Source organism: Streptomyces sp. NPDC003393 (genome assembly GCF_053589015.1).
The window spans coordinates 24124-38717 of record NZ_JBSFRB010000031.1 but is presented as its reverse complement, the minus strand read 5'-3'; the positions used below and the strand labels follow the sequence as shown (position 1 = coordinate 38717).

At 71.2% G+C, this 14594-nt stretch carries 14 protein-coding genes; 9 read left to right on the top strand and 5 right to left on the bottom strand.

What is annotated here, in order from left to right; all coding sequences use genetic code 11:
* Positions 1-132 precede the first annotated feature (132 nt).
* Together ACWDUZ_RS26215 and ACWDUZ_RS26210 are read right to left on the bottom strand one after the other, a co-directional pair.
* On the bottom strand, positions 133-2601 hold the full coding sequence (locus ACWDUZ_RS26215) for a SpoIIE family protein phosphatase (protein WP_451634265.1): 2469 nt from the start codon (positions 2599-2601) through the stop codon (positions 133-135).
* Between the two features lie 305 nt (positions 2602-2906).
* Positions 2907-3437, bottom strand: coding sequence for a COG4315 family predicted lipoprotein (locus ACWDUZ_RS26210; RefSeq protein ID WP_451634264.1), 531 nt, complete (start codon positions 3435-3437; stop codon positions 2907-2909).
* Between the two features lie 148 nt (positions 3438-3585).
* Between ACWDUZ_RS26210 and ACWDUZ_RS26205 the strand changes: the two genes are divergently transcribed.
* The 6 genes from ACWDUZ_RS26205 (at position 3586) to ACWDUZ_RS26180 (ending at position 10348) form a co-directional block, all read left to right on the top strand.
* Positions 3586-4188 carry a sigma-70 family RNA polymerase sigma factor gene (locus ACWDUZ_RS26205; RefSeq protein ID WP_451634263.1) on the top strand — a complete coding sequence of 201 codons (603 nt, stop codon included), beginning with the start codon at positions 3586-3588 and terminating at the stop codon, positions 4186-4188.
* Positions 4169-4921: a hypothetical protein gene (locus ACWDUZ_RS26200; protein ID WP_451634262.1), complete on the top strand. Its 753-nt coding sequence runs from the start codon at positions 4169-4171 to the stop codon at positions 4919-4921. Before ACWDUZ_RS26205 ends, ACWDUZ_RS26200 begins: the two co-directional genes overlap by 20 nt.
* Before the next feature lie 629 nt (positions 4922-5550).
* Positions 5551-7347 carry an L-lactate permease gene (locus tag ACWDUZ_RS26195; protein ID WP_451634261.1) on the top strand — a complete coding sequence of 599 codons (1797 nt, stop codon included), beginning with the start codon at positions 5551-5553 and terminating at the stop codon, positions 7345-7347.
* Between the two features lie 141 nt (positions 7348-7488).
* Positions 7489-8211 carry a hypothetical protein gene (locus ACWDUZ_RS26190; protein WP_451634260.1) on the top strand — a complete coding sequence of 241 codons (723 nt, stop codon included), beginning with the start codon at positions 7489-7491 and terminating at the stop codon, positions 8209-8211.
* A 196-nt stretch (positions 8212-8407) separates the two neighbouring features.
* Positions 8408-9628, top strand: a complete 1221-nt coding sequence (locus tag ACWDUZ_RS26185; RefSeq protein WP_451634259.1) for a metallophosphoesterase — start codon at positions 8408-8410, stop codon at positions 9626-9628.
* Positions 9629-9742: 114 nt separating this feature from the next.
* Positions 9743-10348, top strand: coding sequence for a class I SAM-dependent methyltransferase (locus ACWDUZ_RS26180; protein WP_451634258.1), 606 nt, complete (start codon positions 9743-9745; stop codon positions 10346-10348).
* Between the two features lie 122 nt (positions 10349-10470).
* Here ACWDUZ_RS26180 and ACWDUZ_RS26175 read toward each other — a convergent pair whose 3' ends face one another.
* A complete protein-coding gene (locus ACWDUZ_RS26175; RefSeq protein WP_451634257.1) occupies positions 10471-11385 on the bottom strand; it encodes a DNA-3-methyladenine glycosylase family protein in 915 nt (304 codons plus the stop codon).
* A gap of 60 nt (positions 11386-11445) precedes the next feature.
* Positions 11446-11685, bottom strand: coding sequence for a hypothetical protein (locus tag ACWDUZ_RS26170; protein WP_451634256.1), 240 nt, complete (start codon positions 11683-11685; stop codon positions 11446-11448).
* 271 nt (positions 11686-11956) lie between these two features.
* On the opposite strand from ACWDUZ_RS26170, the gene ACWDUZ_RS26165 reads away from it, so the two are divergent.
* Entirely contained in the window at positions 11957-12394 is a 438-nt protein-coding gene (locus ACWDUZ_RS26165; RefSeq protein WP_451634255.1) for a GNAT family N-acetyltransferase, read from the top strand.
* Positions 12395-12435: 41 nt separating this feature from the next.
* Here the strand turns inward: ACWDUZ_RS26165 and ACWDUZ_RS26160 are convergent, their stop codons facing one another.
* A complete protein-coding gene (locus ACWDUZ_RS26160) occupies positions 12436-12678 on the bottom strand; it encodes a hypothetical protein (RefSeq protein ID WP_451634254.1) in 243 nt (80 codons plus the stop codon).
* A 259-nt stretch (positions 12679-12937) separates the two neighbouring features.
* On the opposite strand from ACWDUZ_RS26160, the gene ACWDUZ_RS26155 reads away from it, so the two are divergent.
* Both ACWDUZ_RS26155 and ACWDUZ_RS26150 read left to right on the top strand, forming a co-directional pair.
* The gene (locus ACWDUZ_RS26155; protein ID WP_451634253.1) at positions 12938-13087 is read left to right on the top strand and encodes a hypothetical protein; all 150 of its coding nucleotides are present in this window, start codon (positions 12938-12940) and stop codon (positions 13085-13087) included.
* Positions 13080-14543 carry a dihydrolipoyl dehydrogenase family protein gene (locus ACWDUZ_RS26150; RefSeq protein WP_451634252.1) on the top strand — a complete coding sequence of 488 codons (1464 nt, stop codon included), beginning with the start codon at positions 13080-13082 and terminating at the stop codon, positions 14541-14543. The genes ACWDUZ_RS26155 and ACWDUZ_RS26150 overlap by 8 nt, the downstream gene beginning before the upstream one ends.
* Positions 14544-14594 lie beyond the last annotated feature (51 nt).

Below are 14594 nucleotides of genomic sequence, written 5' to 3'. Positions count from 1 at the left end.
TTCATCCTTGCTTTCTGTCAGGTGGTCGGGCAACTCAGAGGCACAGCGGCACCCGCTCAGAGGCGGGATCTCCGCGGTGGCAGGGGAGTACCGGCGAGGGGACCGAGAGGGAGGCCCTCGTCGGTCCCCGCCTCACAGCGTGGACGGGAGCTCTTGGTCGACCCAGACGAGCTTGCCGTCCGTCGCGGAGCGGAAGCCCCACTTGCTGGACAACTGGGCGATCAGGAACAGTCCCCGGCCGTTCTCGTCGACGAAACGGGCATGGCGCAGGCGCGGGTAACACGGCCCGCGGTCGAAGACTTCGCAGGTCAGAACCTGGTGCTTGATGAGCCGTAGCCGGATCGGGCCGACGCCGTGGTGGATGGCGTTGGTGATCAGTTCGCTGACGATCAGTTCCGCCGTGGGCACGAGATGCTCCAGTCCCCATGCGCGGAGTTGGCGGGCGGCCAGGTGCCGGGCGGCGCTGACGACGACCGGCGCGGCCGGCAGCTCCCAGGAGGCGGTGTGGGTCGGCTTGAGTGCGTGGACCCGGGCAAGGAGCAAGGCGACGTCGTCGGATGCCGCCTGAGCCGGCACGGTCTCCATCACCGAGGAGCACAGGTCTTCCAAGGGCTGTTCGGGTTGTGCCAGTGCGGTGGCGAGGCGGTGCATGCCGGCATCGATGTCGTCGTCATGGGATTCGACCAGGCCGTCGGTGTAGAACGCGATCAGGCTTCCTTCGGGCAGTTCCACCTCCACCGCCTCGAAGGGCACCAGCCCGAGACCCAGGCCGAGTGGGGCCCCGGTGGGCAGGTCGGGGAAGGTGACCTTGCCCTGTGCGTCGACTATCGCGGGCGGCGGGTGCCCGGCCCGTGCCATCGTGCACTGCCGGGTGACCGGGTCGTAGACGGCGTACACACAGGTCGCGCCCATGATCTCGGGGATCTCATCCGGAGCGTCCTCCTCTTCCCCGGCCAGCCGCCGGACGCTGTCGTCGAGGTGGCTCAGCAGTTCGTCGGGGGGCAGGTCCAGCTCCGCGAGCGTGCGGACGGCGGTGCGCAGCCTGGCCATGGTGACCGCGGCGTTGATGCCGTGTCCGACCACATCACCGACGACGAGGGCCACCCGGGCACAGGGCAGCGGGATCACGTCGAACCAGTCGCCTCCGACACCGGCGTCCGTGTCGGCCGGCAGATAGCGCCCGGCCGCCTCGACGGCGACGCCGCCCTTCAAACGGTGTGGGAGCAGGTTGCGCTGGAGGGCGAGGGCCGTGCTGCGTTCGCGTGTGTACTGACGGGCGTTGTCCAAGGACAGCGCGGCCCGGGTGACCAGTTCCTCCGCCAGGAGCAGGTCGTCCTGCCGGAACGGCGTCGGGTCCTCGGTGCGCGCGAACAAGGCCACGCCCAGCACGCAGTGCCGGGCACGGATGGGCACGATCATCATGGAGTGAATCCCGTTCTCACGTATCTTCTCCGCCCGTGCCGGGTCGTGGTCGACCCATGTCCCAGGGCTGGTGTCCAGTACGGGTTCCAGGCGGGACTTTCCCGTGCGCAGCGCGGCGGCGAGTGGCGAGCTCGGGGGGACGGAAATCGTCTCCCCTCGAGCGAACGCCGACTCCGGTACCCCCGGGTGGATCGAGGCCAGACCGGCACGTCGGAACACGCGGGAGTTGTCGCACGTGGTGCCGATCCGGGCGGACGGCTCCCCGCCGAGTGGAACCGGCTCTGCCAGGTCGACGGTGACGTAGTCGGCCAGCAGCGGCACGGCGACGTCGGCCAGTTCCTGTGCGGTCTGCATGACGTCCAGGCTGCTCCCGATCCGTGTGCCGGCCTGGCTGAGGATCGCAAGGCGCTCGCGCACCCGCTGGTTGCTGGTGACGTCCACAGTCAGGGAGCAGACCCCCAGTGCCCGGCCGTCCGCGTCCAGGAGGCAGAAGAACGAGACCGAGAACGCGTGTTCCCGGCGTGGGTCTCCCGGCGGCCATGCCCGGTACTCGTGGACCGCGGAAGTGCCGCTCGCCAGCACCTGCCGCATCACCGCTTCAAGGGCCTCGGCCTCGAAGCCGGGCAGTGAATCCTTCAGGCGGCGTCCGATCCTGCGATCACGGGAGATGCCGTCATGCTCCATCTCGTCGTTCGTCCAGATACAGCGCAGCTGCGGGTCATGAATGGCGATGCCGACCGGCGCGCGGGCGAACAGCGACTCCCGCACCGATCCGTCCACCATTCCTGGGGAGCTCGCGCCCATGCCGGTCAGGGACACCAGCCACCGGTGGTTCGCGTCCTGTCCCCACAGCAGCGAGAGGCGCACGCTCAGGTTGAGCGTGCGGCCGTCGCGGTGGCGGACCGCCACGGTGCCCGACCAGCCACCTTGGGCACGGCACTGCTCGCCGAACGCCGATGCACCCAGCGCCTCCTCGAAGGACGGCAGCACGAGCGTGGCGGATCGGCCGACCACGTCCTCAGCGCAGTACCCCACAAGGTGCTGAGCGGCTCGCGTCCACGCGACCACCGTCCCTTGCTCGTCGATCACCGTTATCGCTGCGTCGGATATCTCGCGGAGCTCCAGCGGCTCCAGGAGCGCGGCCTGGTCAGTGCTCATCGCGGCCTGGTCAATGCTCATCATCGTGTTCCTCATCACATGCGTCGCGACCCGACCGTATGCGCGCGTCGCCCCGCACGTGCGGACCATTTTCTGAGCAAAAGACCGGACCACTTCGCGCCGAACGGCCAGGCGGCCCCTGATGCCCCGCGTCGGACCGGTTGCGTCACGAAGCGCCACGTCGCGTGTTCGGGACACCATGCTCGGGAAGGGAGCAGGCCGGACACTCGGCCCGGGCTCGTCGGCCAGGCCGCCCCGGACGGGTCGAGAAAGCGGCTTCGCCAGGTGCGAACCGTGTCAGGTCATCCGAAGAAGACCAGGTGGGGTCAGTAGCCGTAGCCCCCGTCGCCGCTCCCCGGCGTGGACGAGGCGGCCGGGGCTGCCGTCTTGATGGCGGAACCCCGCGCATCCAGCACGTACCAGATGCCGTCGATGCCCTGTCCCTTGACGTCGCCGGCAGCCTGGTCGCCCGCGTAGTAGTACAGCGGATGCCCGGCGTACGTCGCCTGGGCCCGGCTGCCGCCGCCCGTCGTGCCGATCAAACCGGCGTCGACGCCGCCGCCCGCCTTGGGCTTGCCCTCCAGGGGCGGCCAGAGCTTGAGGCAGGCCGCGTCGCAGTTCATGGAGTTGGTGTTCTTGCCGTCGGCGGTGAACAGGTACAGCGTCCGTCCGCCGCCGTCCACGAGCACGGTGCCCAAGGGCGAACTGCTCGTCTTCAGGGTCGAGGCGTCGGTGGCCTGCGCCGACGGCGCACTCTGCGCCGTGGTGCCGCTGTCACCGCTGCCCCCGCCACAGCCGGCCAGCGCGAGCATCGCCGCCAGCGCGAACCCGGTCACGGTGATGCGTCCTCGGTTCATGATGTCTCCGTCCCTTTCTCACAAGGCCGTTCGGTGAGTCACGGGGTTGTACGGGCGAGCCCGTCCAAGGGATTGCGCTCCGTGCTCCCGAAAATTTCCCGGCGACTCCTCAATCCCTTCGTCGCTCTCGTCCGTACAACCGGGCGTGGTGCTGTTCTCACGCGCGAACCAGGTCGACGACGCAACGCTCGTCGCCGGCTTCGGGCTGGGCGACGAGCAGGCGTCCGTCGCCTTCGTCAGGCGTTTCCAGGACGCCGTGTACGGCCTCGCCCTGTCGGTGACTCAGGAACCGGGCCTCGCCGAGGAAGTGAGTCAGGAGGTGTTCGTACGGGCCTGGCGCGCTGCGAGCAGCTACGACCCCCGGCGTGCCTCGGTCCTCACCTGGCTGCTGACCATCACTCGGAACGCCGCCATCGACGTCGTCCGGGCTCGCCGGGCCACGCCCGCTCCGGCCGAGACCCTGCAACGGCTCATCAACGGGACCCTCCGCCGCGATGCCGAGTCCGACGGCCCCGAGCACCAGGCCCTTACCGCCCTGGAGAGCGAGCGTGCGCTGCGCCGGCTACGCGGTCTGCCCGCCGAGCAGGCCCGCGCCGTGGTGCTCGCCGTGATCGGGGGCTGCACGGCCGCCGAGGTCGCCCGGCACGAGAACATTCCTCTCGGCACCGCCAAGACCCGTATCCGCACCGGCCTGCGAAGGCTCCGCAACTCGCTGAAGGAGGAGCGCCGCGATGCAACACCACCCCGATGAGGACGAACTGATCGCCCTGGCGCTCGGCGCCCTCCCCGGCCGGCCGGCCGAACTGCTGCGGCACCTCGCCGACTGCCCCGCCTGCCACTCGGCCTACGGCGAGGTCTCGGGGGCGGTGGACGCGGTACTGCCGGCCGCGCCCTCGGTCGCCGCTCCGTCCGGGTTCGAGACACGGGTCCTCGACCGTCTGGACCTCGGCCGGCCCACCGGTCCGCGCCGGCCCTCCGCCACGCGCCGTTCCTTCCCGGCACCGGAGAGCGGGCGGTCCGCCCCGTCCGGACAGAACCACGCACCGCTCCGCCGCCTGTCCGGCCGTCGCTCCTACCGGACGCCCCTGCTGGTCGCCGCGGCCACGGCCGTCGGGATGTGCCTGGGCGGCGTCGGCGTGGCGGTGCTCGGCCACGACGCGTCCCGGACCCACGTGGCCCCGGCCCCGAGCGATCACGGTGCCCTGCTGGTCACCGCCTCGGGAGCAGTGGTGGGCACGGTGGAACCCAGCCGGGCCGGCGACGACCGCGTCGTTGTCATGCAGATCACGGCCGGCCGCCCGGGCACGCACTACACCTGCCGGCTCCTGCTGGGCGACGGCTCCACCCGCGACGCCGGCGCCTGGTGGATGCCGGCCTCCGGACAGGCGACCTGGATCGCCTACGCAGCCGCCGACACGATCGACCGTGTCGAACTGGTGACGGACGACCGTCACGTCTGGTCCTCGGCCGACCTCGACGGCTGAACGCCCCACGGCGGACCGCTGCCGGCGGTGGTGGTGTGCGGGCGGCCGACTCTCTGCCGGAGGCCGGGAAGGCCGGATCCCCTGCCGGGCCGCCACCCAGCCATGTGCCCGCGCCCTGGCCGGACTTCGCCTGTGACATAGGCCACCCGTGACCCTTGACACAGATCCGTCACCACTGCATTCTTCCACCATTCGGTTGGTGCCTACCGAGTAGTGGAATCGACCTCGTCGCCAACACCTCGGAGTGCCCGTATGCGACACCGCGTCAGATCCCGCCCCGCCATGGGAGCGAGCACCGAATCGGACACCGTGCGCCATCCCGCACCGGCCCGCGAACCCGGCAGGCGCACGGCGCCGGCGGCGCCGGCCACCCGCGCCCAGGCCATGACGACCGCCGACACCGGGTGCGGGACGCGGGTCGTGAACTCTGCCGCCCGCGCCGGCAACGGGATCCCCCTCGCCCACACCGTGCGGGTGCGAAACTCAGCCACCCGCGGCGTCCCCCGTACCGAAGTCGCTCGAGCCAGCGCTGTACCGCCCCGGCGCCGTCGTAGCGCGCCGTCCCACCGACCACCGCGGTGCCGACCGCGGTGCGCCCTCCTCTCCGGTGTCGCAGAAAAGGGTGCTAGATGATCCTCGCCAACTATCAGCAGAACTACACCCCGGTGGGTCACTCGCTCGGGCTGTCGTCCATCATCGCGATCCTCCCCTTGCTCATCCTGTTCGTGCTGCTCGGCGTGGTGCGGATGAAGGCGTGGCTCGCCTCGCTGATCTCCCTCGCCGTCGCCGTGGTCCTCGCGGTCGCCGTGTACTCGATGCCGCTCGTCGACGCGCTCAACAGCGGACTGCTGGGCGCCGCGTTCGGTTTCTTCCCGATCATGTGGATCGTCATCAACGCGATCTGGGTCTACAACCTCACCGTCGAGACCGGCCACTTCGACGTACTGCGCAGGTCGTTCGCGTCCATCAGCGACGACCAGCGAGTGCAGGCGATCCTCATCGCCTTCTCCTTCGGCGCCCTCATGGAGGCGCTGGCCGGTTTCGGCACGCCCGTCGCGATCAGTTCGGTCATGCTGATCGCCCTGGGCTTCAAGCCGCTCAAGGCGGCCACCGTCGCCCTGGTCGCCAACACCGCACCCGTGGCGTTCGGCGCGATAGCCGTGCCGATCACCACGCTGGCGGGCGTCACCAGCCTGCCCGTGGACGACCTCGGCGCGATGGTCGGCCGGCAGACGCCGATCCTGGCCCTGTTCGTGCCGCTGGCCCTGGTGTTCATCGTGGACGGGCGAAGGGGGCTGCGGCAGACCTGGCCTCCTGCGGTGGTGTGCGGCGTGTCCTTCGCGATCTTCCAGTACCTGTCCTCGAACTACTGGTCCGTGCCGCTCGCCGACATCATCGCCGCCCTCGCCTCCATGCTGGCGGTCCTGGGGTTCACCCGGGTGTGGCGCGCCGAGGAGACGTACCAGGAGAGCGACGAGGACGACGGTCTCGACGGCGTCCCCGGCGGTGCCGGCGGCGGCTCCGGCCGGCCGCAGACCCCCGGCGGCGCGCCGGACACGGCCGGCGGCGAGTCCGTGGAGACCCTGGTGCCGACCCGGGCCCGCGTGGACACCGACCGCGACACGCACGACTCGCCGCTGGACGTCTTCAAGGCGTACGCGCCCTACCTGGCCATCATCGTGGTGTTCGTGCTGGCCACCCGGGTACCGGCGATCACCGGAAAGCCGCCGGCCGGCGTCGGCGCGTCCGGCACCGGCCTGGAGTCGGTGACGCGCGTCGTCAACTGGCCGGGGCTGCACATCTTCAAGGCGAACGGCGACCCGGTCGCCACCACCTTCAAACTCAACTACCTCTCGGCGGCCGGGAGTCTGCTGCTGATAGCCGGCCTGATCAGCATGGTGCTGATCCAGGTCGGCCCGCGCCGCGCCCTGCGCGCCTACGGACGCACCCTGGACCAGCTGAAGTTCGCGGTGCTCACCGTGATGCTGGTGCTGGGACTCGGCTACATCATGAACGAGTCCGGTGAGACCACCACGCTGGGTCTGTGGGTGGCCGGGGCCGGCGGGGCCTTCGCCTTCCTCTCGCCGATCCTCGGCTGGCTGGGCGTAGCCGTCACCGGCTCCGACACCTCCTCCAACTCCCTGTTCGGCGCTCTCCAGATCACCGCCGCCCACCAGGCCGGCCTGTCGCCCACCCTCATGGCCGCGGCCAACTCCTCCGGTGGCGTGCTCGGCAAGATGATCTCCCCGCAGAACCTCGCCATCGCCGCGGCCGCGGTCGGTTTCGAGGGCCGCGAGGGGATTCTCTTCCGCCGGGTCATCGTGTGGAGCCTGGTCTTCATGCTCTTCATGTGCGCGCTGGTCTACCTGCAGAGCACCCCGGTGCTCGACTGGATGGTCGTCAGCACGTCGGCGACCACCCCCTGACAGGGGGTGCGCCACCGCACTGAACGCGCCGGCACGTCCCCGAGGTGCCGCGGTCCACTCAGTGCGGTGGCTGCCGGCGCCTGAAGGGGAACCACGGCCTCGGACGGGCTCGTCTCCTGGAGCGGGTGAACAGGTGAACGGGTGAGTCTCGCCGGGGGGATCATGCAGATCATCGAGGTGACCGGGTACGCCGTCCGATCCGCCGTGATCACGCTGAGGCGGACGGAGACGCCACTCGAGTTCGTGATCTTCCCGATGCTGCACGTCGCTTCGCCCACGTTCTACTCCCAGGTCCGTCTCAGGCTCAGGGAGTGCGACCTGATCGTCATGGAGGGAATCCGGGGGAGTTCGGTCGGCGTGAGTGTCCTGACGCTCGCCTACCGGTTCGCCCCCCGTCGGCGGCGCAACGGCCTCCAGGAGCAGCGCGCCGAGTTGTTGCTTCCCGACGACGTGCCGGTCGTCAACCCGGATGTGACCGCGACGGAGGCGATCGAGGACCTGAGGACACTGCCGCGGTGGAGGTACGTACTGCTCATGGCCGGGGCCCCGGTGATGGGCCTGGTGTTCGCGCTGCGCGGTCCGCGCGCCTTCCTCGACGAGGATCTGGTCGTCGAGGACCTGCCGTCGACGCTGCGCGCGGAGTTGCTGGCCGACGGTCCCGTCGAGCACGCGATGACCGACCGGCGCGACCAGCGGCTGCTCGACGCGCTCGGCGAGATCCACACCGAGCGCGGTGCCGAGCCGATCCGGGTGGCCGTCGTCTACGGAGCCGGCCATGTCCCGGCGATCGTGTCAGGGCTGTGGGACCGCTACGGATACCGGCCACGTGAAGCGGAATGGCTCACCGTCCTCGTCCCGGCGTAGAGCACCGGGCGGAGCCCGGGGCTCCGTCGCTCCCGCGATCACTCCGAATGATCACGTGCGTGTGAGGGCGTCCGGCCGGGGAATGACCCGCCCGTGGTGGCGCAGAGCCTCGGGTGAGGTCGAACGCCGGTCTCGGCGGGCCCGAGGGCGACCCGATACAGTGCGCGGGACGGCAGTCCGGTCAGGGAGGCCAAGGTTGACCGACACCAGCAGCACCCGCCCCGCCGAGGGTGAGGCGCAAGCGCCACGGCGGAGCCGACTCCACCGCCTGATGCGCTACATCCCCATGATCGCCCCCGTGCTGCTGTGGGCCGTGCCCTGCTGGGTGCTCCTGTACGGCGGCCAGCACTGGCCGCTGCCCGTCACGTCCGCCGGCACCGCCCTGTTCGTCCTCGGCCTCGTGTGCATGCCGCTCGCGATGGTCCGCGGCCACGGCCGGCGCCAGCAGGACCGGGCGGCGATCATCGGCGACACCCTGCTGGGCACCAGCTGGATCCTGTTCACCTGGTCCGTGCTGCTCGGCGTCTTCCTGCGGCTCGCCCTGACCGTCGCCGGCGTCGGCGAGAGCCAGGACCGGGCCCGGGTCGTCGCCTGGGCCGTTCTCGGCGTCACCGCCGTCCTGCTCGCCTGGGGGTACGCCGAGGCCCGCCGCGTGCCACGGGTGCGCCGGCTCGACGTGCAACTCCCGCGACTGGGTGCCGGGTTGGACGGCACCCGGGTCGTCCTCATCACCGACACCCACTACGGCCCGCTCGACCGCGCCCGCTGGTCGGCGCGGGTGTGCGAGACGGTGAACACCCTGGAAGCCGACCTGGTCTGCCACACCGGCGACATCGCGGACGGCACGGCCGAACGCCGCCGCGCCCAGGCCGCACCGCTCGGCACCGTGCGGGCCACCCATGCCCGGGTCTACGTCACCGGCAACCACGAGTACTACAGCGAGGCCCAGGGCTGGGTCGACCTGATGGACGAGCTGGGCTGGGAGCCGCTGCGCAACCGCCATCTGCTGCTCGAACGCGGAGGCGACACCCTGGTGGTCGCCGGCGTGGACGACGTCACCGCCGAGTCCTCCGGCCTGGCCGGTCACGGCGCCCACCTCGCCGGCGCGCTGGACGGCGCCGACCCCGGCCTTCCCGTCCTGCTGCTGGCACACCAGCCCAAGTTCGTCGACCGGGCAGCGGCGTCCGGCATCGACCTCCAGCTCTCCGGCCACACCCACGGCGGCCAGATCTGGCCCTTCCACCACCTGGTCCGTCTCGACCAGCCCGCCCTAGCCGGCCTCACCCACCACGGCACCCGCACGCTCCTCTACACCAGCCGCGGCACCGGCTTCTGGGGCCCGCCGTTCCGCGTCTTCGCCCCCAGCGAGATCACCCTCCTCACCCTCCGCTCCCCACACCGGCCCACCGCGCCGTAGACGGGCGGCCGTCGTCCCACGCCGGCGAACGTCGCGACGATCACGCTGTGGCTGCCGGGATCCCGGCGTCGGGGCCGGTCCTGGGCGTCACCAGGTCCACCTAGAGTAGGCCGCATGAGCCGATGGAAAGAGCTGACCGGGGAGACGTCCGGACAGGACTACGCCGCACGGTTCGCGGCCCTGGCCCGCAGCGGGAAGGACGTGCACGGAGAGGCGCGGTTCTGCGCGGCGCTCGTGCCCGCCGGAGCGCGGGTGCTGGACGCCGGATGCGGTACCGGAAGGGTCATGATCCGGCTCGCCGAACTCGGATACGACTGTGTCGGCGTGGACCTTGACGCATCGATGCTGGCCGTGGCGCGGAAGCAGGCGCCGCGACTGCCCTGGTTCGAGGTCGACCTGGCCGAATTCGAGCCGGACCTGCTGGGCGTCGCAGCGGGGTTCGATCTCGTGGTCGCGGCGGGCAACGTTCTCCCGTTGCTCGCCGCCGGCACCGAGGCCACGGTGGTCGACCGCCTGTCCGCGGCCCTGCGCCCGGGCGGACTGATGGTCGCCGGCTTCGGCCTGGACGCATCCCATCTGCCCGTGCCGCCCAGCATCACCCTGTCGGAGTACGACGAGTACTGCGCCGCGGCCGGACTCACCTTCGTCGACCGCTTCGCCACCTGGGACGCCGCCCCTTACGACGGCGGCGGTTATGCCGTGAGTGTCCACCGGCGGTGAGGCGCTGAGGCGGTGCGGTGGTGAGCGGCGCCTTGATCACCGCGTCTGCCGGCAGGCCGGCGACTTCTCCACGTAGTACGCGAGCAGTTTGTTCGAGGTGACCATCCCCGGCCCGACGCCCTTCAGTACAGGGGCCCCGCACGCGGTGCTCGCGGAGCGTGGCGGGGGGCCGAGCCGGGAGTGAGTTCGATCAGGCGGAGGACCCGGTAGCGGTGCGGCCGGAAGGGCTCGTAGAACGCCTCGATCTCGCTGTCGTCCAAGGGGCGGCCGAGCAGGGCGGCACCCGTCATCCGGCCGAGGTGGTAGTCCCCCAGGGGGAGGGCGTCGGCGTCGCCGAGGGCGCGGTGGCCGACCTGGGCCGCGGTCCAGGGGCCGATGCCCGGCAGCTTGGTCAGGAGCGCGTAGGCGCGCTCGGGGTCGGCCGCCGTCCGGTCGATGCGAGCGGCGTGGTGGGCGGCCTGGATCACGGTGCGGGAGCGGTGCAGGTCGACGCCGGCCCGGCGCCATTCCCAGCTGGGGACCGACGCCCACGCCTGGGGGGTCGGTGGCACGCGCATGCCCTGCGGGGCGGGGCCGGGCGGTTCGGTGCCGTGCGCCCGCACGAGGCGGGTGAGGGCGGCCTGGGCGTCGAGACCGACGACGCGCTGCTCGATGATCGCCGGGACCAGCGCTTCGAACAGCCGACCGGTGCGGGGCACACGCAGGCCGGGCATCCGGCGCAGCGCGCGCCGCAGAAAGGGGTGGGTGGGCCGGAACAGCTCGGGGTGATCACCGGCGCCGAGTTCGGTCGGGATGGCGTCCACCAGCTCCTGGGCCCCGGGGCCCCAGGCGTCGATGGTCAGGTCGTCGAGCCGCTGTTGCCGGACGCGATAGCTGACCGGCCCCGTGGACGTGAGCGCGGTGCGCCAGAGGGCCCGCTCGGGTGTGACCCGGTGGGTGGGATCGTGGCGGCCGCGGTGCAGGGCGGCCAGCGTCCGTCGTGCGTCGACGGGGAAGCCGGGCTGCCAGTGGAGCGACGCGTCCGGTGGCTGGGGCATCTGGCTGCTTTCAGGTGGGCCGCACTCTTTCGCGGCCTCCGAGGATGAGGTTCGTCATGATTACCCAGCATGCCGTCCGTTCCCGGTCGGGTCCGCATGCGGGTCGCGTGCGGCGAGAACGGTGATCATGGTGGCGAGGAGGGCGAGTGCCCCGGCGTACCTGAGGACGATCTGCGGGAGCGAGAAGGTGTGGGAGAGCTGCCCCGAGACGAAGCTGAGGAAGGCGGCGCCTATGTGGCAGAGGAGGGAGATGACGCTGAAGATCGGTGCCCGGTCGGCGAGGGTACTGCCGTACAGCATGCCTCGGGTGGCGGCACTGACGAGCCGCTGCTGCCCGGGACCGGAGCGCCTATTGTGGGGATCACAACGGATACGGGCCGCTACGGAGATCTCTCGCAAGAAGAGCGCGAGGGCAGGCCTCGACCCGGGAATCAGGCGAACCCGGAAGCGCACCGCCCCGCGAACGTCCCTCCGCGATTCACCGCCGAGGACCTCGTCGTCGGCACCTGTGATCCACGAGTCGTAGCCGGCACGGCGGGCGGGCGGCCGGATAGCGCAAAGGTGTTCGACAGTGACGACCAACATCGAGGCCGAGGCGGCCTTTCGTGAACAGAACAACGCGGCCCTCATCGCCGCTCTGGACGAGACCGGTCCCGGTGAGGCCGACTCCGCCTGGGAGCTCGATGTCCTCAACGACGCGGAACACGGTCGCTGGACCGGGTCCCTCGGTCCCGAAGCGATCGCGGAACTCTCGTATCGATTCGTCGACGGCCGCGTGGTACTGCTGACGACCTGGGTCGACCCCGCCTATCGCCACCGTCGGGTGGCCACCGAGCTGATGGCTCGCGTGCTCGACGAGATCCGCGAGAGCGGAAAGAAGATCACCGTCATCTGCCCGGTGGTGGGTGAGTTCATCGCCCGCCACCCGCAGTACCTCGATCTCATCGACGCGGCTCATCCGGGGTCCGGCGCCCATCCACGGCATGAAGCCGCGGACGGGCCGACGTAGCCTCACACCGCCGGCGGCGGTCGGCAAACCTCTATGTCGACTCAGGGCTGCCTGGCGAAGGTCCGCACGTGATCGATGGCCGCCTGCAACGCGTCCTTCAGCGGGGTGACGTCGTGGGCGACCAAGGCGAGGAGGCTGCCGCCCTGGAATGCGGCGGGAAGCAGATTGGCCAGCTGGGCCGGATCCGCGTAGCTCGTGTCGCGGCTTCCATACGACACAGCGTACCGCGGAGTGGGCTTGACAGCCCAGTCCCGGGTGGCGCAGCGGATCTCGGCGATCGTCACGGTCAGCAGTGCAGGCCCTGCTGACCGACTGCCTCAGCGACGTCGACCAGAGCGACATCGACACTGCCTCCCTCGGCTCGGTCGGTGTGCCCGGCCGACGACGAAACCCCAGAGTGAAGACACGGACGTCGTGGGAGGCGGAGGCACCCGGTGCCGGGCCGCCGCGGCATCGGTTGCCGCCCGGCACACGTGTGAGCGCTGCGCCGTGACGGTCCAGGAGGGCGGGGCACGCGGACGAGGCAGGAAAGGCTGAGGAGCGATGAAACCAATCACCGAGGACATGCGGCAGATCGTCGACAGCCGCGCCCAGGCCTGGTGGGGGAGCCTTCGACCCCGCCCGGCGGGCGGCATCACCGCCGCCTCGACCGTCGTCGAGCACTCCCAGGGATGCGAGAAGGACCATGAGTGAACCGCATGACACCCGGACGGGTGCGCTGTACGACGTGGTCGTGCTGGGTGCGGGCCCGGCCGGTGCGAACGTCGCCGGCCGGGCCCGCGCCGCCGGACTCTCCGTAGCGATCGTGGAACGGGAACTGGTCGGCGGTGACTGCGCGTACTGGGCGTGCGTGCCCAGCAAGGCGCTGCTGCGGCCGGTCCTCGCGGTCGCCGACGCGCGGCGCGTGGACGGTGCCCGGCAGGCCGTCACCGGTCCGGTCGACACCGAGGGCGTCTTCGCCCGTCGCAACCGCTCCGTCAACGACTGGGACGACACCAGACAGGCCATGTTCCTCGAGTCCGCCGGAGCCGACCTCTACCGTGGTCACGGCCGTCTCGACGGGCCCCGACGCGTCAGCGTCACCCGTGACGACGGCGCCCGGCACACCCTCACGGCCCGGCACGCCGTGGCCGTCGCCACCGGCAGCCGGCCGGCGTTGCCGGACATCCCGGGCCTGGCCGAGGCACGCCCCTGGACGAACCGGGAGGGCACCGAGACCAGCACCGTGCCCCCTCGCCTCGCCATCATCGGCGGCGGCGGAGTCGGCATCGAGATGGCCACTCTCTGGCAGGGCCTCGGCTCCCAGGTCACGCTGCTCGCCCGGCGTCGGCTCGTCCCCCGCATGGAGCCCTTCGCCGGTGAACTGGTCGCCCAGGGACTGAGCGAGGCCGGCGCGGAGGTGCGGATCGGCGTCGAGGTGACCGCCCTGCGCCGCCCGGACCCGGAGGGGCCGGTCACCCTCACCCTCGACGACGGCGGCGAGCTGGAGGCCGACGAGGTCCTGTGCGCCACCGGCCGCACCCCCGCCACCGACGACATCGGCCTGGAGGCGATCGGCCTCACCCCCGGCTCGTGGCTGGAGGTGGACACCACGTGCCTGGTCGACGGCGTCGACGGCGACTGGCTGTACGCCCTCGGCGACGTCAACCATCGTGCCATCCTCACCCATCAGGGCAAGTACCAGGGCCGTACCGCGGGCGACGCCATCGGCGCCCGTGCCGCCGGCCGACCGATCGACGACGCACCCTGGGGCGACCACGCCACCACGGCCGACCAGCACGCCGTGCCGCAGGTCTTCTTCAGCGACCCCGAGGCGGCAGCGGTGGGCCTGACCGCCGAGCAGGCGGAGCGCTCCGGGTACCGCATCAAGACCGTCGACCTCGACTTCGACGCCGCCCAGGGCGCCAGACTCTACGCCGACGGCTACCGGGGCCACGCCAGGCTGGTCGTCGACCTCGACCGGGAGGTCCTCGTCGGAGCGACCTTCGTCGGCCCCGGCGTCGGCGAGCTCCTGCACTCGGCCACCGTCGCGGTCGCCGGCGAGATCCCGCTCAAACGGCTCCGGCACGCGATCGCCCCCTTCCCCACCGTCGGCGAGATCTGGCTCTTCCTCCTCACCGCCTACCAGCACGATCAGGAGACGGCGTAGCGCATTCCCGCCTGACGCCGAAGGGGGAGGAATCGAGGATCGGGCCGTGGC

Excerpts from the sequence above, each read along its gene's own strand:
- ACWDUZ_RS26180 (WP_451634258.1), top strand. The coding sequence starts at position 9,743 with ATGAGCCGATGGAAAGAGCTGACCGGGGAGACGTCCGGACAGGACTAC.
- ACWDUZ_RS26195 (WP_451634261.1), top strand. The coding sequence starts at position 5,551 with ATGATCCTCGCCAACTATCAGCAGAACTACACCCCGGTGGGTCACTCG.
- ACWDUZ_RS26210 (WP_451634264.1), bottom strand. The coding sequence starts at position 3,437 with ATGAACCGAGGACGCATCACCGTGACCGGGTTCGCGCTGGCGGCGATG.
- ACWDUZ_RS26170 (WP_451634256.1), bottom strand. The coding sequence starts at position 11,685 with ATGCTGTACGGCAGTACCCTCGCCGACCGGGCACCGATCTTCAGCGTC.
- ACWDUZ_RS26175 (WP_451634257.1), bottom strand. The coding sequence starts at position 11,385 with ATGCCCCAGCCACCGGACGCGTCGCTCCACTGGCAGCCCGGCTTCCCC.
- ACWDUZ_RS26155 (WP_451634253.1), top strand. The coding sequence starts at position 12,938 with ATGAAACCAATCACCGAGGACATGCGGCAGATCGTCGACAGCCGCGCC.
- ACWDUZ_RS26215 (WP_451634265.1), bottom strand. The coding sequence starts at position 2,601 with ATGAGCATTGACCAGGCCGCGATGAGCACTGACCAGGCCGCGCTCCTG.
- ACWDUZ_RS26150 (WP_451634252.1), top strand. The coding sequence starts at position 13,080 with ATGAGTGAACCGCATGACACCCGGACGGGTGCGCTGTACGACGTGGTC.
- ACWDUZ_RS26200 (WP_451634262.1), top strand. The coding sequence starts at position 4,169 with ATGCAACACCACCCCGATGAGGACGAACTGATCGCCCTGGCGCTCGGC.